Source organism: Actinomycetota bacterium, from assembly GCA_013152275.1.
Taxonomy (GTDB): Bacteria; Actinomycetota; Acidimicrobiia; order Spongiisociales; family UBA4744; genus BMS3Bbin01.
Genome location: JAADGS010000031.1, coordinates 1 through 20,569, shown reverse-complemented (window position 1 = coordinate 20,569; position 20,569 = coordinate 1). Strand labels below are relative to the sequence as shown.

The 20,569-nt window shown below is 64.3% G+C and carries 16 protein-coding genes; 13 read left to right on the top strand and 3 right to left on the bottom strand.

Going from position 1 to position 20,569, the window contains the following annotated elements; genetic code table 11:
- The first annotated feature begins 174 nt into the window (after window positions 1–174).
- The 3 genes from GXP34_05800 (at window position 175) to GXP34_05790 (ending at window position 2,634) form a co-directional block, all read left to right on the top strand.
- A complete protein-coding gene (locus GXP34_05800) occupies window positions 175–927 on the top strand; it encodes an alpha/beta hydrolase (GenBank protein ID NOY55486.1) in 753 nt (250 codons plus the stop codon).
- Window positions 924–1,562, top strand: coding sequence for a lysoplasmalogenase (locus GXP34_05795; GenBank protein NOY55485.1), 639 nt, complete (start codon window positions 924–926; stop codon window positions 1,560–1,562). The genes GXP34_05800 and GXP34_05795 overlap by 4 nt, the downstream gene beginning before the upstream one ends.
- Window positions 1,563–1,692: 130 nt before the next feature.
- Window positions 1,693–2,634 (top strand): sugar kinase, encoded by a 942-nt coding sequence (locus GXP34_05790; protein NOY55484.1) that lies wholly within the window; start codon window positions 1,693–1,695, stop codon window positions 2,632–2,634.
- 53 nt (window positions 2,635–2,687) lie between these two features.
- Here GXP34_05790 and dnaE read toward each other — a convergent pair whose 3' ends face one another.
- Window positions 2,688–6,032: a DNA polymerase III subunit alpha gene (dnaE, locus tag GXP34_05785; protein ID NOY55483.1), complete on the bottom strand. Its 3,345-nt coding sequence runs from the start codon at window positions 6,030–6,032 to the stop codon at window positions 2,688–2,690.
- A 209-nt stretch (window positions 6,033–6,241) separates the two neighbouring features.
- Here dnaE and GXP34_05780 point away from each other — a divergent pair, with 209 nt between their 5' ends.
- The 4 genes from GXP34_05780 to GXP34_05765 all read left to right on the top strand — a co-directional run bounded on the left by GXP34_05780 (window position 6,242) and on the right by GXP34_05765 (window position 9,214).
- The gene (locus GXP34_05780) at window positions 6,242–6,805 is read left to right on the top strand and encodes a YbhB/YbcL family Raf kinase inhibitor-like protein (protein ID NOY55482.1); all 564 of its coding nucleotides are present in this window, start codon (window positions 6,242–6,244) and stop codon (window positions 6,803–6,805) included.
- A 32-nt stretch (window positions 6,806–6,837) separates the two neighbouring features.
- Window positions 6,838–7,572, top strand: a complete 735-nt coding sequence (locus GXP34_05775) for an SGNH/GDSL hydrolase family protein (protein ID NOY55481.1) — start codon at window positions 6,838–6,840, stop codon at window positions 7,570–7,572.
- 191 nt (window positions 7,573–7,763) lie between these two features.
- A complete protein-coding gene (locus GXP34_05770; GenBank protein NOY55480.1) occupies window positions 7,764–8,498 on the top strand; it encodes a 1-acyl-sn-glycerol-3-phosphate acyltransferase in 735 nt (244 codons plus the stop codon).
- Window positions 8,495–9,214, top strand: a complete 720-nt coding sequence (locus GXP34_05765; GenBank protein ID NOY55479.1) for a 1-acyl-sn-glycerol-3-phosphate acyltransferase — start codon at window positions 8,495–8,497, stop codon at window positions 9,212–9,214. The genes GXP34_05770 and GXP34_05765 overlap by 4 nt, the downstream gene beginning before the upstream one ends.
- A 57-nt stretch (window positions 9,215–9,271) precedes the next feature.
- Here the strand turns inward: GXP34_05765 and GXP34_05760 are convergent, their stop codons facing one another.
- Complete coding sequence (locus tag GXP34_05760) at window positions 9,272–10,828, bottom strand: DNA polymerase Y family protein (GenBank protein NOY55478.1); 1,557 nt, start codon at window positions 10,826–10,828, stop codon at window positions 9,272–9,274.
- A gap of 21 nt (window positions 10,829–10,849) precedes the next feature.
- On the opposite strand from GXP34_05760, the gene GXP34_05755 reads away from it, so the two are divergent.
- Genes GXP34_05755 through zwf form a run of 4 tightly spaced genes read left to right on the top strand, consistent with a single transcriptional unit; the run spans window position 10,850 to window position 15,920 of the window.
- Window positions 10,850–13,225, top strand: coding sequence for a glucan 1,4-alpha-glucosidase (locus GXP34_05755; protein ID NOY55477.1), 2,376 nt, complete (start codon window positions 10,850–10,852; stop codon window positions 13,223–13,225).
- Between the two features lie 37 nt (window positions 13,226–13,262).
- Window positions 13,263–14,015, top strand: coding sequence for a zinc-dependent peptidase (locus GXP34_05750; GenBank protein NOY55476.1), 753 nt, complete (start codon window positions 13,263–13,265; stop codon window positions 14,013–14,015).
- A gap of 28 nt (window positions 14,016–14,043) precedes the next feature.
- Window positions 14,044–14,526, top strand: coding sequence for a DUF1003 domain-containing protein (locus tag GXP34_05745; GenBank protein ID NOY55475.1), 483 nt, complete (start codon window positions 14,044–14,046; stop codon window positions 14,524–14,526).
- Entirely contained in the window at window positions 14,523–15,920 is a 1,398-nt protein-coding gene (gene zwf / locus GXP34_05740; GenBank protein ID NOY55474.1) for a glucose-6-phosphate dehydrogenase, read from the top strand. The genes GXP34_05745 and zwf overlap by 4 nt, the downstream gene beginning before the upstream one ends.
- A gap of 3 nt (window positions 15,921–15,923) precedes the next feature.
- On the opposite strand, the gene GXP34_05735 is transcribed toward zwf, so the two are convergent.
- On the bottom strand, window positions 15,924–16,526 hold the full coding sequence (locus GXP34_05735; protein NOY55473.1) for a hypothetical protein: 603 nt from the start codon (window positions 16,524–16,526) through the stop codon (window positions 15,924–15,926).
- Window positions 16,527–16,587: 61 nt separating this feature from the next.
- Here GXP34_05735 and GXP34_05730 point away from each other — a divergent pair, with 61 nt between their 5' ends.
- Both GXP34_05730 and GXP34_05725 read left to right on the top strand, forming a co-directional pair.
- Window positions 16,588–19,536, top strand: a complete 2,949-nt coding sequence (locus GXP34_05730; protein ID NOY55472.1) for an adenylate/guanylate cyclase domain-containing protein — start codon at window positions 16,588–16,590, stop codon at window positions 19,534–19,536.
- A 457-nt stretch (window positions 19,537–19,993) separates the two neighbouring features.
- Window positions 19,994–20,569 (top strand): hypothetical protein (locus tag GXP34_05725; GenBank protein ID NOY55471.1); only part of this gene is annotated, 576 nt, incomplete at its 3' end.

Below are 20,569 nucleotides of genomic sequence, written 5' to 3'. Positions count from 1 at the left end.
TACGCGCATACGTCCTACGCGATCCACGACGCGATCGAAGCCGCCGGCATTCCGACGGTTGAAGTCCACATCTCCAATATCAAGGAACGGGAACCGTGGAGGAGCGTCTCGGTGACGGCTCCCGCCTGCACCGCAACCATCTATGGTCGCGGGATCCAGGGATACCGGTGGGCGCTGCGTCACCTCGTCTTCGCCCACCGGGTTCCGCCGAAGGTCCTTGCCTATGGGGAGCGTCCCGATCAGGTCGGAGACCTCCGGCTCCCCGAAGGGCCCGGACCTCATCCGATCGCCGTTCTGGTACACGGCGGTTTCTGGAGACGGCAGTGGACCAGAGATCTCATGGACGGTTTGGCGGCCGACCTCACGAAGAGGGGATTCGCCACCTGGAACATCGAGTATCGGAGAGTCGGTGAGGGGGGAGGATGGCCGGCGACCGTGCTCGACGTCGCACGAGGGATCGATCACGTCGCGCTTCTCGATGCCGCCATCGACCGAACTCGGGTCGTCGTCATCGGTCACTCGGCAGGCGGTCATCTCGCGCTCGCCTCCTCCGCTCGGACCGATGCGGTCACGCCGGCACTTCTCGTCTCGCTGGCCGGCATCACCGACCTCGCTGCGGCTCTCCGAGACGGGCTCGGGTCCGGCGCGGTCGCCACCTTCATGGGTGATGCCACCTCCCAGACGGCCGTGGCCCAGGCATCACCTGCCGCCATGCTTCCCCTCGGAATTCGACAGCTGGTCGTCCACGGGACCGACGACGACGATGTCCCGGTCGACTACGGGCGCCGCTACGTCGATTCGGCTCGGGCGGCCGGAGAGGATGTCCGGTACCTCGAGCTCGCGTCCGTCGGACACGCGAGCCTCATCGATGAACAGAGCCCACATTGGTCCGACATCGCCGGCCTACTCGTCGAGATGCTGTCATGACCTGGGTATTCACCGCCATGACCGTCTTGGCCTTGCCGGTCCTGCTCTCCGGTGAGCGCGGCAACGTCACGCTTCGCAATCTCGCCAAACCGGTCGCCTCCGCCGGGTTCGTCGGGGTCGCCCTGAGCGCGGGTGCGCTCGACACGAACGTTGGAACATGGATCTTTCTCGGACTCATGCTCGGCGCATCGGGCGATGTGCTGCTGCTCGGCGCATCACACACGGCGTTCCTCGTCGGCCTCGGCGCGTTCCTCCTGGGGCATATCGCCTATGTCGTCGCCTTCGCGACGCTTGGTGTCGATTCCGGCGTGTCCCTCATCGCCGGCAGCGTCGCCCTCGTCGTCGCCGCGTTGATCTTCGTCTGGCTGCGCCCCCACCTACCGGCCGCGATGATCGGCCCGATCATCGCATACATTGCCGTGATCTCGACCATGCTCGTCCTGGCGGTTGGCGCGACGGCATCCGGGGCAACGCCGATGCTCCTCGCCGGCACCGTTGCGTTCTACCTCTCGGACCTCTCTGTTGCCCGTGACCGCTTCGTGGCCCCCGGTTTCGTCAATCGAGTGTGGGGTCTACCGCTCTACTACGCCGGTCAATTGCTCATCGCCTGGTCGTTGTTGTCCGTCTCGAAGTAGCCGATCACCGACACGCGAAAGGGCCGGCGCACCCAAACCGTTGAACCCAGGGCTCAGGGGGGTCGCCACGACCCCTACGAGCCCTGGGTTCAACGGTTATCGGCCGTGCATCGCCCGCTACCCTGGCCGTGTGATCATCGCGAACGGTGACCTGGATCTCCTCACCGTGGGAGAAGCCCTCGTCGATTTCATCTCGGAAACACCTGCCGAGCACCTGCGGGAGGTCGAGTTGTTCCGCCGGCACCAGGGCGGCTCCCCCGCCAACGTCGCCGTCAACGTCGCGAAACTGGGTGGCAAGGCCGCGGTCGTAGCCAAGGTGGGCATCGGAGCGTTCGGTGCATTCATCAAATCCGAACTGAGAGCGTCCGGGGTCGACACGGACTACCTCCTGATGGATCACCGTGTCCACACGACGGTGGTGTTCGTTGCGCGCACGTCCGGCACACCGGACTTCGAGGCGCTGCGTGCCGGTGACGCTCAGCTCGGTCCCGGCGACGTTCCCGCCGATGCAATCCGCCGATCCCGGATCGTGCATTCGTCCGCATTTGCCCTCTCACGCCAGCCTGAGCGCGTCGCCGTGCAACGCGCGTTCGCCTTGGCCACCCGACACGGAAAGCTGACCTCACTCGACCCCAACTACAGCCCGATCATCTGGCCACAGCGAACCGAGGCGCTGAACGTGATCAAGGGCCTCCTCACCCGCACGACCTTCACAAAGCCTTCCCTCGACGACTGCCACCGCCTCTTCAACGATGACGTCGAGCCAGGCCTCTACGTAGACCGGTTCCACGACATGGGTGCAGACACGGTGGTGCTGACGATGGGACCGGACGGCACGCTCGCCTCGGATGGGCACCGGAGATTCCATGTTCCCGCACGACCGGTGAGAGTGAGGGACGCGACCGGGGCGGGTGATTCGTTCTGGGGTGGTTTTCTCGTCGCGATGCTCGACGGCCATGATCTGGAGCGCAGCGTCCGATTCGCCTGCGAGATCGCTGCACGAAAACTCGCCACGATCGGGCCGTTCCCGGGCACGATCGATCGGCGGGAGATCTATGCGGCCATCGACTGAAGCCGGTCTCGTCGATGCCGGCAGGAACAGGTGCTGCCGGCGTTGACAGGTCTTCACCGGAAATCCCTGGACCGGACCCCTTCGACCGGCCACGAGGTGAACCCGCGCGCCACCAGGTTGGTGACTCCGTCTCGATACTCGACCACTCCATCGACCACCAACCCCACATGACGTCTGGCCGTCTCCCTATTGGTCTGCCACACCTCGGGAAGCACGACGACATTGAGCAACCCCGTCTCGTCCTCGATATTGAAGAACACCACCCCGTTTGCCGTACCGGGGCGCTGTCGGTGCGTCACGATCCCACCGACTCGAGCTCGCCATCCGTTGCGGCGGCGCCCCAACACGTCTGCGATACGGACGCATCCCTGCTCGTCGAGCCGTTCTCTCACGAACTCGACGGGATGGCGCGGCGACACACCCGTCGCCCACAGGTCTGCCCGGTGTCGCTCGGCGTCGTTCATCCCCACCAACGCGGGCGCGTCGACGCCGGGGGCGAGTGCCAGCCGCCCCGGATCGATCTCCGCGAGCGCCCCGGCCGCCCACAACCCTTCCCGCCGGGACACGCCGAGCGATCCGAGCGCACCCGCGGCCGCCAATCCCTCCAACGCGTCGATCGGCAGACCGGTGCGCTGCGCCAAATCCCGTGTGTCCCGGAACTCGCCACCGATCAGTCGTGCAGCTTCGATCCGTCCGATCTCCTTCTCTCCCAGGTTCCGTACGTACCGCAGCCCCATGCGCAGCGCCACCGCCGCACGGACGGGATCGTCGGTCGCTCCCCTTCCCCGTCGCCACGACTTGTCGTAGTACGTCACCACCTCGTCCGGATCGGTGTCATACGGCTCGACGGTGCAGTCGTGAAAGGAACGGTTCACATCCGGTTCCAAGACCACGACACCGTGGCGCTGGGCATCCTGCACCAGCGTATTGGGGCTGTAGAACCCCATCGGGTAGGCGTTCAACAAACCGGCGAGGAACTCGGTCGGCCAGTGATACTTCAGCCAGGCGGACATGTACACGATGTAGGCGAAACTCACCGAATGACTCTCGGGGAACCCGAAGCTGGCGAACCCCTGGAGTTTCTCCCAGATCTCGTCCGCCGCACGCCCGGTGATCCCGTTTCGCGCCATTCCGGCGAAAACCTCGGTGCGCAGCCTCTCCATCGCCTCATCGGAGCGTTTGTGGGTCATCGCCGATCGCAACCGGTCGGACTGGCTGCCGTCGAAACCGGCACAGACCCGGGCGAGTTCCATCAACTGCTCCTGGAAGATCGGGACCCCGAGGGTCTTGGCGAGAACCGACTCGGTCAGCGGATGTGGGTACCGGACCGGCTCTTCACCGTTGCGGCGCTGCAGGTACGGATGCACGGACTGGCCCTGGATCGGTCCGGGCCGGATCAGCGCGACCTCCACTGCGAGGTCGTAGAACGTCTTCGGTTTCATCTTCGGAAGGGTCGCCATCTGCGCCCGGGACTCCACCTGGAAGACCCCGACCGTGTCCGCGGTCGTAAGCATCTCGTAGATGGCCGGTTCCTGCGGGATCGTGGCCAGGTCGATGGTGACGCCGTGCGTATCCGCGATCGTGTCGACGGTGAGGTGGAGGGCATTGAGCATGCCGAGAGCGAGGAGATCGAACTTGACGATCCCGATCGCTGCGCAGTCGTCCTTGTCCCACTGCAATACGGACCGGTCCTGCATCCGGCCCCACTCCATGGGGACGACCTGCCACAGGGGACGGTCGGCGATCACCATTCCACCCGAATGGATGCCGAGATGTCGGGGGAATCCGTCGAGTCGCCGGCACACGTCGTAGATGAACTCGGCGGTCATTCCCGCCGGCAACGGCGCCTCCAGCCGCAGTTTCGCCGGATTGCGGGTATCGACGTATTTGGACAGGCCATCCACCTGAGCCTGGGTCAGTCCGAAGGCTTTGCCGACATCACGCAGCACCGAGCGGGCACGGTAGGTGATGACGTTGGCGACCATCGCCGCACGCTCACGCCCATATCGACGGTAGCAATACTGGATGACCTCCTCCCGGCGCTCGGCCTCGAGATCGAGGTCGATGTCCGGAGGCCGTCCTCGCTCGTCGGAGAGGAACCGTTCGAACGGCAGGTGCAGTCGAATCGGGTCGACCCTGGTGAGGCCGATACAACGACACACCGCAGAGTCGGCGCCCGATCCGCGAATCTGGCAGTAGATGTCCTGGGAACGAGCGAAGTCGACGATGTCCCATACGACGAGGAAGTAGCCGGGGAACCCGAGGCGTCCGATCACGTCGAGTTCATGTTCGAGTCGTTCTCGTGCCCGCGGTTCGATACCGTCATCGGAGCCCGGATATACGCTGTGGGCCCCTTCGAAGGTGAGATACCGCAGGTACTCCATCTCGGAGCGGAAATGGCCCGGCATCGGAAAATCGGGAAGCTTCGGGGCAACGAGTCGCAGGTCGAAGGAGAGGACGTCTCCGAGCTCGCCGGCGCGTTCCACCGCTCCTCGATACCTGGCGAAACGCCCGACCATCTCGGAAGGGTCCTTCAGGTACCGCTCGTCGACGGCGGAGCGGTACCCGTCCGCATCGTCGAGGCTTCGCCGTCCCCCGATGGCGGCCAGCACATCGGCGAGATCTGCGTCGCTGCGGTCTGCATAGTGGACGTTGTTGGTGGCGACCACCGGCAGTCGCAGCCGTCGGGCGACGTCCCACAGCAGATCGTTGCGGGGATCGTCCTCCGGCATCGCGTGATGCCACAGCTCGATGTGCAATCTACGTCCGAAGATCTCCCGCAGACGAGCCGCCTCGCGCAACGCTCCCACCAGATCTCCGGCCTGGGCCGCCCTGGGCACCGCGCCGTGATGACAGCCTGTCAGCGCATACAGACCTCCTGCTTGTGCCGCTTCTTCGAGATCCCGCCAGGTGTAGACGGCACGGTCCTTCTCGCCGCGGAACTGGGCTCGGGTCACGAATCGGCTCAACGCCGCGTACCCGTCCGCCGATGGCGCAAGGAGTACGAGATGGTCGGTCTGCGGGGTATCCATGGGCTTGGTGCCGTGTCTCCGCCTGGTCCGACCCCGCCTGCGAGACCTGAAGTTTCGACCATCAACCATCGGGCCGTCCTGTAGGCCGGGGATGCCGCTCGCGATGTCCCCGTCCTGCGTCCGTGCGTGCGAAGCTCCCGGGTCGGGCTCGCCACGGACAAGTCCGACCTCCACTCCGTACACCGTGGACAGGCCGGCGCTGCGAGCAGCCCGCGAGAACCGCACCGCCCCGTAGAACCCGTTGTGATCGGTGACCGCCAGCGCCCGGTACCCGAGCGTCGCAGCCCGCTCCACGAGTTCCTCGGGAGGGGAGGCACCGTCGAGGAACGAGAAGTTGGTGTGGCAGTGCAGCTCTGCGTAGGTCATGGTTCGTTTCTGTCGGACCACCTCATACTATCGAACGTATGTTCGGTCCGCGGGGCGAGAGGTGACGAGGCGCACACCAAGACCTCTCTCCATCCTCGGAAAGGACATCCCCTCCAACACCCGGCAAAGCCCTCACCGGGGAAGGCAATAGACTCGACAACGCCCACATTGACCCGCAAGATCGGTAGGTTGATCATGAAGGGAGGCGCATGCGAATAGCGAGCATCATCCTTGGGATCACGCTGCTCGCCGCCGCATGCGCCCCGGACACAGGTCCGATTTCCACAGACCCCACCACCGCGACAAAGCAAGGAGGAACCATGCGCCTCTCCAGCCCTGCATTCGCCCACAACACACTCATACCGTCCCGCTACACGTGCGACGGATTCGACGTGAACCCACCGCTGCGGATCAGCGACGTCCCCTCGGGCACCATGAGCCTCGTCCTGTTCGTCGACGATCCCGATGCCCCAGACCCGAAGGCACCCAAGATGGTCTGGGACCACTGGGTCGTCTGGAACATCGACCCGACGACGACCGAGATCGGCGAGGGCTCCGTCCCGGCCGGCGCGGTTCAGGGCAAGAACTCATGGGGCCGAAACGACTACGGGGGACCCTGTCCACCGATCGGAACGCACCGCTACTTCTTCAAGCTCTTCGCTCTCGACACGACGCTGGCTCTGACGCCGTCCGCGAGCAAGGCCGATGTCGAGGCGGCATTCGATGGCCATGTCATCGATCAGACCGAACTGATCGGCACCTATCGCCGATAACCGTCCCTCCTCCATCTGGTAGCTTCCCACCGATGAGGAGGACGCTGCGGACCGCCGGCTTGATCACGCTGGCGTGGTCGATGGGAGCGGTGTACACCAAGTGGCACAACTTGCCGAGCTTCCAAGGAAGCGACGCATCAGGGGTTTTTGGCGATGCCGGCCTCGCCGAGTTGTCCATCGTCGTCCTCGGCGACTCGAGTTGCACCGGACCGGGCCTCGAACACCCACGAGACATCTGGATCCAGCGAATCGGACGCGACCTCGGACAACGCTTCCATGTGACGCTGGACAGCTTCGCGATCGGCGGTTCGAAGACGCGAGACGTGCTGGCCGATCAAGTCCCGAAGGCGATCGAACGCCGTTACGACCTCGCGATCGTGTCGGTCGGGGGCAATGACATGCTCTTCGGTGTTCCCGTCGCGACGTTCCATCGCCGACTGGCCTGCATCGTGGATACCCTCGCCTCTTCGGCCGGAGCGATCGTACTCTCCGGCGTTGGAGACATGGGGAGTATTCCCCGCCTTCCGCTCCTCCTCAGGTGGCCGGCCCGTGTCAGAGGGCGTGCCGCCGACCGGGTGCATGCCCGCGTTGCAGAGAGTCGGCCCAACGTCTTCAAGGTACCGTTGTGGGACTTCGCCGAAGCGTTCCGCACGGACCTCACCCTGTGGTCCCCCGATCTGTTTCATGCAAGCGAGAGAGGCCATGCCCTGTTCGCCGAAGCGGCCCTCCCCACGATCACCGAGGCTCTCGACTACCTCCGACGGTGAGAGCCGCTCATCAGAGCGTTCCCGGCAAGGGGGCACCACGTCGATTGCCGACGACCGGCCCAGGCGCCGGCTTCCCGCGTCCACCTCGAGGCACACGATCGGGCACACGCGCGAGGCCGAGGAACGCCAGGAGGATGACCCTGGGCAACATCCTGTCTCCCGCCTGCGCTCTTCGACTACGCTGCCGACCCATGAGGCTGTCATCTCCGATCCGCACGGTGCTGACGGTGGCAAACGGACTGCTCGTCACGGCAGTGGCTTCGATCGTCGTGACGATCGTCGGGTTGATCCGCCCCGAGTCCCCCTGGATCGACAAGATCGCACTCGCCTGGGCCAAGGCATGCCTGTGGCCATCCGGGGTGCACCTCGACATTCGGGGGACCGAGAATGTCGATCCGGACAGGTCATACGTCGTCGTGTCCAACCACCAATCCACGTTCGACATCATGGCGCACTTCATCGCCATCCCCGTACCCATCCGTTTCCTCGCGAAGAAGGAGCTCTTCTCCGCTCCACTGCTGGGATGGGCCTTGAAGGCGATGTCGATGGTGCCGGTGGACCGGAGGGCGCGCAGTTCCTACCGGGAGGTGGAGGAAGGCGCACTGCGAGTCGCAGAGCTCGGCAAGTCGATCATCGTCTATCCGGAGGGAACCCGGACCAGAGACGGCAACCTGCTGCCGTTCAAACGGGGCGCCTTCGCCATCGCCATCCATACCGGCCTTCCCATCCTCCCGACGACCATCTACGGGGCAGACAAGACCTGGGTTCCGAATCGAAAGAGGATAGATGGGGGACCGATCATCGTGTCCATCGGAGCTCCCATCTCCACTGCCGGGCTCACCGACGATGATGTCAGCCGCCTGAGAGACGAGACGAAAGCCGTCATCCAGGACACCCTCGACGATCTCTCCCGGGCGCTCCCATGATCGACGTCATCCGAACCGGCATCACGTACCTTCTGATCGTTCTCGGAACCTTGATCGTCACTCCGGCATTCATCATCATCGGCTGGATCAACCCGGCAAGCCCATGGATGGAACGTTTCGCCACCTTTTGGTCGCACCTTTGGCTCGTCGGGCTTAACGTTCGGCCTGAGGTTGAAGGTGTGGATCGGGTTGACCCGTCGGGCTCATACATCGTCGTCGGCAATCACCAGTCGAACCTCGATCCGGTGATTCACTTCCTCACCCTCCCTGTACCCCTCCGTTTCCTTTCCAAGAAGGAGCTGTACTCGGTGCCCGTGTTCGGCATCGCGATCAAGGCGTTCGGGATGATCAAAGTCGACCGGGACCAGCCGTCGATGGCCTACATCAACAAGCAAGTGGACAAAGCGGTGGCGCGCGGCAGGTCGATCATCATCTATGGAGAGGGCACTCGCAGCAAGACCGGCGAGCTGGGACCGTTCAAGAAGGGACCCTTCGTCATCGCTATCCAAACGGGGCTGCCGATCGTGCCGGTTGCCATCGAGGGAACCAATGCCATCTGGCCGCCAGGAGCAAAGATGATGCATCCGGGCCCGGTCAAACTGGAGATCGGCGAACCGATCGAGACGACCGGCCTCACCCTCGCCGACGTGAACGATCTCAGGGATCGGGTACGAGCCTGGATCGCAGCATCGCTGCAGCGCATGGCCGAAAGCTGATCGCGCCACGAGATACGAAGTGCGCAATACGAGATACGGCTCACGAACCGGGCAACCTCAGTCGTATAGCCCGGCCACGTAACTCTTCCCTTCGCGGACATCACAGAGCAGAGCGCCTGCGGACGTGACCACCTGGTAGCGATTCACAGCGGCCTCGCCGGCCCACCATCGTCCCGTCACGCGCCATGGTCCGGCCCACGACAGCACGTTCTCCCACCGGCTCCGCAGCCGCACACGCACAGGCATTCCGGCATCCCATTCGATCTCGACCGGCCGCGGATCGGGAACGACCAACGCGGGGGACGGTGCGGGAGTCGCTCCTCTCCAAGGTGCCTCGTCTCGAGGTGCACGAGACCGATTCTCCCCCCATCGTCGCCAGAGAACCCGTTGAGAAAGAGATCTCCCTCCCCGAGGTGTCGCCTGAAGGACCGCATCGGGCCCGACGAGCGCCTGGACGCGAGCGATGGCGCGTTCTGCTTCGATCCGGGCGGCGATGTTCTCGAAGAGGGTCAATGCCCGCCCTTCCCCAGACAGGTCTGTCGGCGTGATGCGCATCCGAACGACTCCTCCGGGAATACCCGCAGCTTCGATCCATGCACGTAATTGCCACCATGTCCGTTCGGTCAGCGCCGACGCATCGAACGGATCCCTGCTCCGCCACACCCGGTGCCGTTCGGTACCGTCTGCGGCGGCGACCGAGATCTCTATCCGATGCGGGGCAACCCCGCGAGCAGCGAGCACACCCATGAGTCGATGTGCAAGCGTGCGGGCGGCAAACCCGACCTGTTCGACCAGCAGAAGTGGTTCTTCGAACCGCATTTCGACAGCGAGATCCTGTGGAATCTCCCGCGGGACGGGTGCCCGGTCCTCGCCGGCGGCGAGCCGGTGTGCCGCCGTCCCGATATTCCCGAACCTCGAGAGAACGGCCGCCCTCGGCAGACGAGCCAGATCACCGAGCGTTCCGACGCCCAGCCGGCGGAACGTTGCAACGAGATCGTCCATCTTGAGCGTCCCCACATCGAGGCCTGCGAGAAACGCCGTGTCGTCGGTCACGATCCTTCCGGGTGTAGTCGCTGCGGCCCATCGTGCTGCGAATGGCCCGCCGGCAAGGCCGAACCGTCCGCCTGGGGCGACCGGTTCGACAGCTGCAACGATCTCGGCCAGCACCGCCTCCTCCCCGCCGTAGTACCGCACCGCACCGTCGATGGACACGAACGCCAGCCCAGGTTCGGCGATTTCGACCCGAGGCACGAGCGCTTCGATGGCCGCAACGACCGGTTCGAAGATCGCGGCCTCGGCACCGGGATCTTGCTCCAGCGTCACTCCACCGGGACAGAGCACCTCGGCTTCCGATCGGCGCATCCCGACCTCGACCCCCTTTTGCATCGCCACATCGTTGGCGGCGACGACCCGGCTGCCATCGTCGATGACCACACATGACCTCTCCGACGGCACATCCGGCCGTCGAAGTGACCAGTCGGGAAACCACACACACAGCGTCCGCCCCATCGCCCTCCACTTGAAGCCTTGGTACATCGAGCACTGCACGGCGCGCATCTCGACCACTTGTTCACGCGCCGGCAGTACCCGGCAGATTTCCAGTCTATCGAACATACGTTCGGCCTGACGGACTTTATGGCACGGCCTCTCGCTACCCTCTCCATTGCAATGAGCCAGGCACCCGGGAAACCCGGCATCTCACCACGATGGACCTCCAGCGCCAAGACCGGGGTCGGCACGGCGCGTAACGGGAGGGTGTGGTTCACCACCAGCCACGGCATCCTGAACGAGATCTATTACCCCCGCATCGACCGGGCGTGCACACGTGATTTCGGACTTCTCATCTCATCCGAGGACGGGGTCTTCTTCGAAGAGAAACGGCACGCAAAACTCCGGCAGCATCCGTTCGACCACTTCACTCCCGGATTCGTCATAACGAACGATCTCCCCGGAGGCCATCGGATCGAGAAGACCATCATCACCGATCCCACACACGATTGCCTCCTTCAGTCAACCCGATACACACCGGGAGAAAGCGGCACGTTCCATGTCACCGCCCTCGTTGCGCCTCATCTGGTGAATCGAGGAAGCGACAACGTCGCATGGATCGGGGACTACAAGGGAGTCCCCATGCTCTTCGCAGAAGGTTCGGGAACGGTGCTGGCGATGGCGGCCGATGTCCCGTGGCTGGCACGGTCGGTCGGCTTCGTCGGGATGTCCGACGCGTGGCAGGACGTCCGCCGGCACGGAAAGATGACCTGGGAGTACGACCGGGCCGATGGAGGCAACGTTGCATTGGCGGGCGAGATCGCCTGGCAGGAACACGACGGGTCCTTCACGATCGGACTGGGCTTCGGGGCATCCGCGGCCGAAGCCGGGTATCAGGTTCGATCGGCACTCGCCCAGGGGTTCGAGGCGGTGCAACGCCGATTCATTGCCGGCTGGAGTGACGACGAACCCGAAGCCGACGATCGGCTCGAAGCCGCCTCGATACGAGTACTCGAGGTGCACGAATCCGCCGGGTTCCCTGGCGGGTTCATCGCGTCCCTGTCGATCCCCTGGGGCTTCTCCAAGGGAGACGACGACATCGGCGGCTACCACCTCGTGTGGGCCCGGGATCTCGTGGAGACGGCGACCGGATTCCTCGCTGCCGGAAGGACCGGTCCGGCGGTCAGGGTCCTCGAATACCTCTGTGCGACGCAAGAGCACGATGGGCACTGGCCTCAGAACATGTGGCTGGATGGAAGTCCCCACTGGACGGGCATCCAGATGGACGAGACGGCCCTGCCCATCCTGGCCGTCGGCCTTGCCCTCCGCTCGGGAGCCGACATGGATGCGCGATCCTACTGGCCCATGGTGCGACAGGCGGCGGCATTCATCGTCGCCAACGGGCCCGTCTCACCCGAAGACCGGTGGGAGGAGGACCCGGGCTACTCGCCATTCACGGTCGCCACGGAGATCTCGGCACTGCTGACGGCTGCGCACATCGCGGATGTGGCCGGCGAGCACGAAGCCGCCATGCTCCTCTGCGAGGTCGCCGACGCCTGGAATGCCCAGATCGAGCGTTGGCTGTTCGTCACCGATACCGATCTGGCCGCCCGTGTCGGTGTGGAGGGCTACTACGTGCGCATCTCCTCCTCCGATACCGGAGCACCCGAGGATGGGTGGATCCCGATCAAGAACCGTCCCCCGGCACAGAGCAGTGCCCCGGCCGCAGAGGTGGTCAGCCCCGACGCACTCGCCCTCGTACGGTTCGGGCTTCGCTCACCCGACGATCCGAGGATCCTCTCCACGATCAAGGTGATCGACGAGCTCCTGAAGGTCGACCTGCCCCAGGGGCCTGCGTGGCTGCGCTACGACGGCGACGGCTACGGAGAGCACGATGACGGGTCGCCGTTCGACGGTACCGGCGTGGGACGTCCCTGGCCACTGCTCACGGGTGAGCGGGCTCACTATGAGCTGGCGGCCGGCAACATCGACGAGGCACGCCGGCTCGCCGCCATGCTGTTCTCGTCGGCCGGCGACTCCCTCCTTCTCCCGGAGCAGCTGTGGAATGGTCCCGACCTTCCTCAACATGAGCTGTACCTCGGCGGTCCGACTGGTTCTGCCATGCCCCTGTGCTGGGCCCACGCCGAGTACCTGCGGTTGAAACGCTCGCTGAGGGACGGGGTCGTGTTCGATCGACCGGAAGGCCCGTTCGAGCGTTATGTGCGCGAGGGCACTCCCGCCTGTTCGATGGTGTGGAGCCGGAAACAGAAGTGCCGTTCCGTGCCGGTCGACACGACACTTCGGATCGTCATCCCGGAACCGTTCACGCTCCGGTGGAGCATCGACGACTGGTCCACGTCACATGACCTGGAAAGCAGCGACCCAGGGCTCGGCATCCACACCGCAGAGCTGCCGACCTCCGGACTCGGCAAGGGAAGGATCGTCAGCTTCACGTTCCGATTCGCAGATCGTTGGGAAGGCACCAACTACACCGTTGCCATCGATGGCCCCTCGAGATCATGAACGTCTTCGATACGACCGCTCTGGTCGTCCTCACCCCATGAAACGGCGATTCCGCAAGGCGCTCGCCACTCCGTTTCCCGAGGCGTGGCGCGAACTCCTTGCCGGACGAGTCTCCTGGTACACGCTCCTCGACCCGTCGGAACAGGGGAAGATGGAGGACCTGACCCGCATGTTCCTCTCGCAAACGCGCTTCGAGGGTGCGGGCGGGCTCGAGATCGACGACGAGATCCGGGTGATCATCGCCTACCAGGCGTGCCTGCTGGTCCTCAACCTGGGAATCGAATGGTATCGGGACGTAACCGCCGTCATCGTCTATCCGTCGGCCGTGGTCAAGGCAGGATCGCGGGGCATCAGCGACGGGATCGTCGACGATGGCGCGTTCCCCATGGCCGGAGAGGCACGCCTGCACGGACCCGTGGTCCTCGTGTGGGATGCGGCACTTCGCCAGGCACGCCATCCGGAGCGAGGACACAACGTCGTATTCCACGAGTTCGCCCACAAGATCGACATGTCCGACGGTGCCGCCGACGGCATGCCGCCCTTGCCGAACCGGGCGGCGCAGCTCGAGTGGCATGCCATGATGGAGAAGACCCTCCATCTGGTCCGGTCCACCCATGCAACTTCGCTCGACCCCTACGCGGGAACCAACACCGCCGAGCTCTTCGCTGTGGCGACCGAGGGTTTCTTCGATGCTCCTGCCGCCCTCCTGCACTCGATCCCGGCTTTGTACGCGATGCTTTCGAACTTCTACGGTCAGGACCCTGCGACCAGACGGCGAGCCGGTCGGTAGCCTGCGCTCAGATACCCAGGAGAATCCCATGGAACCAACCCCCGAACACCTACTGCAACGTGTCCAGCGCCTCCGCCTCAAGCGACGATCCGTTCCGACGCCGAGGACGAGAGACGTCGTCGGAGAGTTCGACGTACAGCTCACTCCCGGGGAACGAATAGCGGATGCCTTTGCGGTCACGGTCGGATCCTGGCGATTCATCATCATTCAATCCGCGCTGCTTGCAGCCTGGCTCATCCTCAACCTGGTGGGCTGGCTCAAACACTGGGACCCATATCCATTCATACTCCTCAACCTCATGTTGTCGTTTCAGGCCGCCTACGCCGCACCGATCATCATGATGAGCCAGAATCGTACGTCGGAGCTCGACCGCCTCCAGGCGCGGAACGACTTCGAGGTAAACCAGCGTGCGGAAGTGGAGATCGAGGAGGTACTGACCTTGCTCGAATCGCACACCCTGATGCTGAGAGAGATCCAGAAGCGACTCTCGGCCGCACCGGAGACGCCATGACACGCGCGGACGCCGACGCCCTGTGCTGGTTCGGCTGCACAGGCGATCTCGGCCTCAAGATGACGTTCCCGGCACTGTTCAACATGGCCAGACGGAACAAGCTCGCGGTCCCGGTGGTCGGCATCGCCCTCTCCGGATGGACGCTGCACGATCTCCAGGAGCGTGCACGGGAAAGCATCGATACGTACGGCGGCGGCATCCACGGGGCGGAGGACGGCAAGGCGTTCGATCGGTTGATGCAACATCTCGACTACGTCGACGGCGATTACACGGACATGTCGACATTCAGGGCTCTTCACCAGAAGCTCGACACGGCGGGAGCCACCAGACCGGCCCACTACCTGGCCATTCCACCATCGATGTTCTCGCCCGTGATCCGCTCCCTCGGCGAAGCCGGACTCGCCACGAACGGGAGGGTGATCGTCGAGAAACCGTTCGGCAGGGATCTGGCGTCCGCCCGCGAGCTGACCAGGACCATCAACGAAGTCTTCCCGGAATCCGCCGTCTATCGCATCGACCACTACCTCGGCAAGGAGGAGGTGCTCGGTGTGCTGTATGCACGGTTCGCGAACGCCGTGTTCGAGCCCCTCTGGAACCGTGCCACCATCGACAGTGTCCAGATCACCATGGCCGAGAACTTCGGCGTGGCAGGACGCGGACGGTTCTACGACGGGGTCGGCGCCATTCGAGACGTCGTCCAGAACCACATGCTCCAGCTCGTGGCACTCCTCGCCATGGAGCCACCCATCATGGATCGGTCATCCATCCAGGTGGAGAAGGAGAAGATTCTGCGTGCGATGAAGTCCGTGCCGCCGCGGGCGGCCGTCAGAGGCCAATTCGACACCTACCGGAAAGAACAAGGTGTCGCCCCCAAATCGAAGGTCGAGACCTACGCCGCGCTGCGAATCAACATCGATACGTGGCGGTGGGCAGGCGTGCCTTTCTTCCTGAGGACGGGAAAGAACCTGCCGGTACATGTCACCGAGGCGTACATCAAACTGCAGAAACCACCAACCTCGGTGCTGCCGGAAGGACCCCGCAGGAAGGAAGCCGACGCGATCAGGTTTCGGTTCACGCCATCGGGCCAGATCGGACTGGACATCAACGTCAAGGCACCCGGCACGGCGTTCTCGGGAGAGAGGCGAGAGCTGTTGCTCCGAGACGACAACCCGAACGAGATGACACCATATGAGCGACTCATCGGTGATGCACTCGCGGGTGAGAAGCTGCTGTTCACGAGCGCGCCGGCCGTGGAAAACGCATGGCGCGTGGTGGACCCCGTACTCCGACAGGATGCGGCGCCGCTGATCTACAAAACGGGAACGTGGGGACCGAAGGAGGCGGCAGATCGCCTCATCGGTGAGCATGGCCCATGGCACGATCCCGTCCCTTGACCTTCATCCGACGAACGGCACAGGCATCGAACGCGGTGCGGAGAGCAGCGTCCCGTCGTCCTCGACTTCGATGACCTGCTCGGGCAGGTTCTTGCCGGATACCTCGAGAATCAATCGCCTTCTCAGCAGCCGACCATGCCCATCGTCGGCCCCGTCCCACACCACATCCCTCCCCCGCACCCGCAGGTATGCGACGCCCGACGGCAGGTCTCCCGACAACGGACGCAGCACCAGTGCCGCCCGGCGTGATCTGGTGAGCGCTGCGAGACGGCGCAGGATCTGATCTGGCACCCTGTCCGGCACTTCGGCATAGACCGCTGCCATCCCTTCCAGCAGTGCTGCCGTCACTCGCGACCACTGGAGCCGGTCCCGGTTACGAACGACGACCAGCCGTTCCGGGTCGATCCCGGCCTCCCACGCGGCCGGTGGATGGAACCAACCCCGCACGTCCACGTAGGCCACCGGGGCGATGCGGGATGGTTCTGCGAGCAGCGACAACCCAACCCGGGTAAGTCCCATCCCGGGCGTGCCCACCAACCCGATGACCCTCCCTGCCTGCACGGAGAGCACCACCGGTGGCGCCACCGTCATTCTCGCGTCCTCCAAGGGCCTCACTGTATCGAACGTCTGTTCGATTCGTCAATGGGCGAAGGGACCCTCTGCCCGCGTGTCCAAACCGGACCGGTCCGACAAGGCGACGAAACCCGGCTCGACCTGCACGTCCGTCCTCCGTGCCATACACTTCGCGAGAGAGGAAGTGGTGATGCTGCCGAGCGGAACCATCACGCTGTTGTTCACCGACATCGAGGGCAGCTCGGAGATGTGGGATCGGTCACCGTCAACGATGGCGCGCGCCCTGGCTCGCCACGATGCCCTCATCGCCGGCGCGATCGTCGGACACGGAGGACACATCGTCAAGAACAAGGGTGATGGGTTCTTCGCCGCCTTCGCCTCGGCCCCGGATGCCGTTCGGGCGGTGCTGGAGGCACAACGCAGCATCCAGGCAGAACCATGGAGCCCCGAGGTTGGAAACGTGCGGGTGCGGATGGCCCTCCACACCGGAACCGTCGAGTTCCACGACGGCGACTATCTCGGCGCTGCCGTCAACCGCGTGGCGAGGATCGAAGGGGCTGCGCATGGAGGCCAGGTGGTGATCTCCGCCTCGACGAGGGAACTCGTGCAGGATCAACTCCCCGATGATGCCGACATGGTCGACCTGGGGGAACATCGTCTTCGGGGACTGTCGCGCCCCGAGCGAATCTATCAGCTCACCGCGACGGACCTTCCCTCCGCGTTTCCATCGCTCAGGACGCTCGATACGTCCGAGACGAATCTTCCTGTCCCGCCAACGAGTTTCGTCGGCCGCACGGAGGAACTCACCGAGATCGATCGGCTCCTCACGAATCCCGACTGCCGCCTCCTCACCCTGCTCGGTCCTGGTGGCATCGGCAAGACGCGACTGGCCATCGAGGTTGCGAAACGTCTTGGATCGGCCTACCCGAATGGCGCCCACTTCGTGCCTCTGGCACCCATCACCAACCCGGACCGCATCGTTCCCGCCGTGGCAGAGGCGTTGCGACTGACCATCGACACGCACACGAGCGACCTCGCCCCCAAGGATCAACTGCTCGACTTTCTCACCAACCAGTCGGCGTTGATGGTGATGGACAATTTCGAGCATGTCGTCGAGGGCGCCGGCCTGGTCGCAGAGGTACTCGGCCAGGCTCCCAAACTGCGGGTCCTGGTCACGTCTCGCCGCAGACTGGGTCTTCAGGGCGAATGGATCTACGAGGTGCCCTCTCTCCCCTACCCGACGAACGGAGAAGATGCGTCCACCTACCCCGCGGTTCGCCTGTTCGTGGAGAGAGCCCGGCAGGCCGACCCGACCTTCGAACCGACCTCCGAATGGGCCGAGGTTCGACGGATCTGCCATCTCGTCCAAGGGCTACCTCTGGCCATCGAGCTGGCGGCGGCCTGGACACCCGTTCTGGCCTGCGAGGAGATCGCGGACGAGATCGAGACGAGCCTCGACTTCCTCACCACGACGATGCAGGACATCCCGGCCCGCCACCGCAGCGCGAGGGCCGTCTTCGACTGGTCGTGGAACCTGCTCCCGACTCGCCTGAAGGACACGTATCGGCAGCTCTCGGTCTTCAGGGGCGGCTTCGATCGACGAGCCGCGTCGGATGTGGCCGGGGCCACCATCTCGGATCTGGCCGAGCTCTCCGGCCGCTCGCTCGTGCATCGCGAGGACACTGGCCGGTTCTCCCTTCATCAGATGCTGCGGCAGTTCGCAGCAATGCAGCTCCACTCGGATGGGGTGGCCGAGAAAGAAGTGATGACCCGCCACGCCGAGTACTTCGCGAAACTCCTCGAAGAGAACCGAGAGCGACTTGCCGGACCCGAAGTCTTCGATGCCCTTCCTGTCGTGATGGCCGACATGGACAACATCCGCGCCGCCACCGAATGGGCAATGGCGAACCTGCCCGAGACGGAGACCGTTCCATTCCTCCGGAACCTGTCCCGCTTGTTCAGGGTGCACAACTCCCACGAAGGTGCAGACACCTTCGCTCGCATCTCCGAGAAGCTGGCTTCCGGCAAGACCAAGGATGAGCTCGCACGGGACGCCGCCTACCTCACGGCCACGGTGCAGATGAGTTTCATCGGTAGTTTCACCGACCGGTACGCCATGTCGGAGGAGCGAATGTTGGAGCTCCGCGACGCAACCATGCGGCTCGATCTTCATGAGGAGGAGGTCCTGTGCATCTACGGCCTCGGCGTGAGCCAGGTCTTCCGGGAGGAGTGGAAGTCGGCCCGACCGACTCTCGAGAGCGCCGTTGCGTTGGCACGCGTTCTCGAGGACGACATCATGGTCGCAGCCGGACTGCTCTGGCTCGGCTGGGTCAATCTGGAGGACGGCAACCCGACCGCTGCGGAAGCCCAGTTCACCGAGAGTCTCGATACCTTCAGAAACTGTGGTGACGTCTGGGGCACGGCGTACGCGCTCAGCAAGATGGGCCTCATTGCCGACGCCAACCACGACTACTCGACTGCGTTGCAGCACCATCTGGAGTGCTTCGACACGTTCTCCAGGCTCGGTGACGTCGCAGGGCAGGGTTATACGTTGAGCCGGGCGTCCATGAGCTCCTACGCGCTCGGTGACTATGAGGGCGCGATGCGATATGGAGGGGAATCCCTCGGCCGCTTCGAGCAGGTCCGACATCGTTGGGGTCTGTCGGCTGCGCTCGGACGCATCGGATACGCCGCCCTCGGTCTCGGTGACGTGGCCACCGCCCGCACCCGGTTCACGGCCGGACTGGAGCGGGCGAGGGAAGCCGGATACACCAACCTGGTGCTGTTCGCCGTGATCGGCCTCGGTGGGGTCCTCGCGGCGGAAGGCTCGATCGACGAGGCAGCCGAACTCCTGACGTTCGGGCTGGGCCACCCTGCCACACCTGTGATCTACCGCGACATCGGCCAACGGCTGCTCGACGACGCGCTCTCGTCACTGTCCGAGGCGCAACAGGTGGCGGCCGAGCAGCGCGCCGCCCATCTCGACCTCGACCAGGTGGTGGAACGACTGATCGGCTGCCAGAACCGCCGGTTTTCATCGTGATTCGCCCGTTGTCGATGGAACCGATTCAACTGGCGTGAAATGACCAGCACGGATGTAGATCCGCGCTCGGCCTGACCCGGCCGACGTCGGCAAGAGCATCGAAGAACCCTCGGAACCTGCCTGGCACAGGATCTGGAGTTCCTGACTCGCAGCGCTCTCGAACGGGGACCTCGACGGTATCCGATCGATGTGTGTCGCGGTTCGCAAGCGCGTTCACATGTCGTCACTGCACGCGCGTCACTGTCCACGATCGACGCCTGCGTTGCAGCCGCAGACAGCGCTCACCGTTTCCGCCTGCAGGAGGACACGGACAAAGGTGCGATCCTGCACTCTTCCCTTTCGGACCATCCAGTCCTCAGAATGCTCCATTGTGGTCGGCCTTTGGTTGTGATAGTTTACGCTGCAGTGGAAAACCGCCAGGTCATTTGCTAGTTTCTTGGGTCCAGGGAGGAGGGGTATGCGGGGATTCGCCGTTGCGGCGTTGCTGGGGTTCTTCGTCGCCTGCTCGAGCACCGTCGAGACTGCACCACCATCGTCGACGCTCACACCGACGAGTCTCTCGTCCACGACCACTGCTCCCCCGCCGACCACATCCACGACGACCACGACGGCCCTCCCGTCGACGACGACCACCGTGCCGGTCGATGGGCCGCCGAGCGTCGACATGGTCCCGGCCGGATACGAGATCGAAGATTTCATTCCGCTCGTCGAGGGCTACTTCGCGGTCCGCAACTGGGCGTTGGAGCACCCCGACCAGGTGACCGAGGACATTCTGGCGACGGTGATCGAACCGGGCAGCGTCGAGATGCGTGACACCCTCGCCGAGATCCAGGACCTGCTCGACCAGAACGCCCACTACGAGGGACTGACGGAGACGTTTGTGTTGGTGGAGGCGCACTTCGCCCTTGGAGCCGAAGACCCTCGTTCATCAGCAACCTCGCTGGCTACTACGCACCAATACGGCAACACACGACTGGTCACAGGAGCTTCTGAACAGCTCAGCACAGACACACTCCGCCGAGCGGCATGGTCC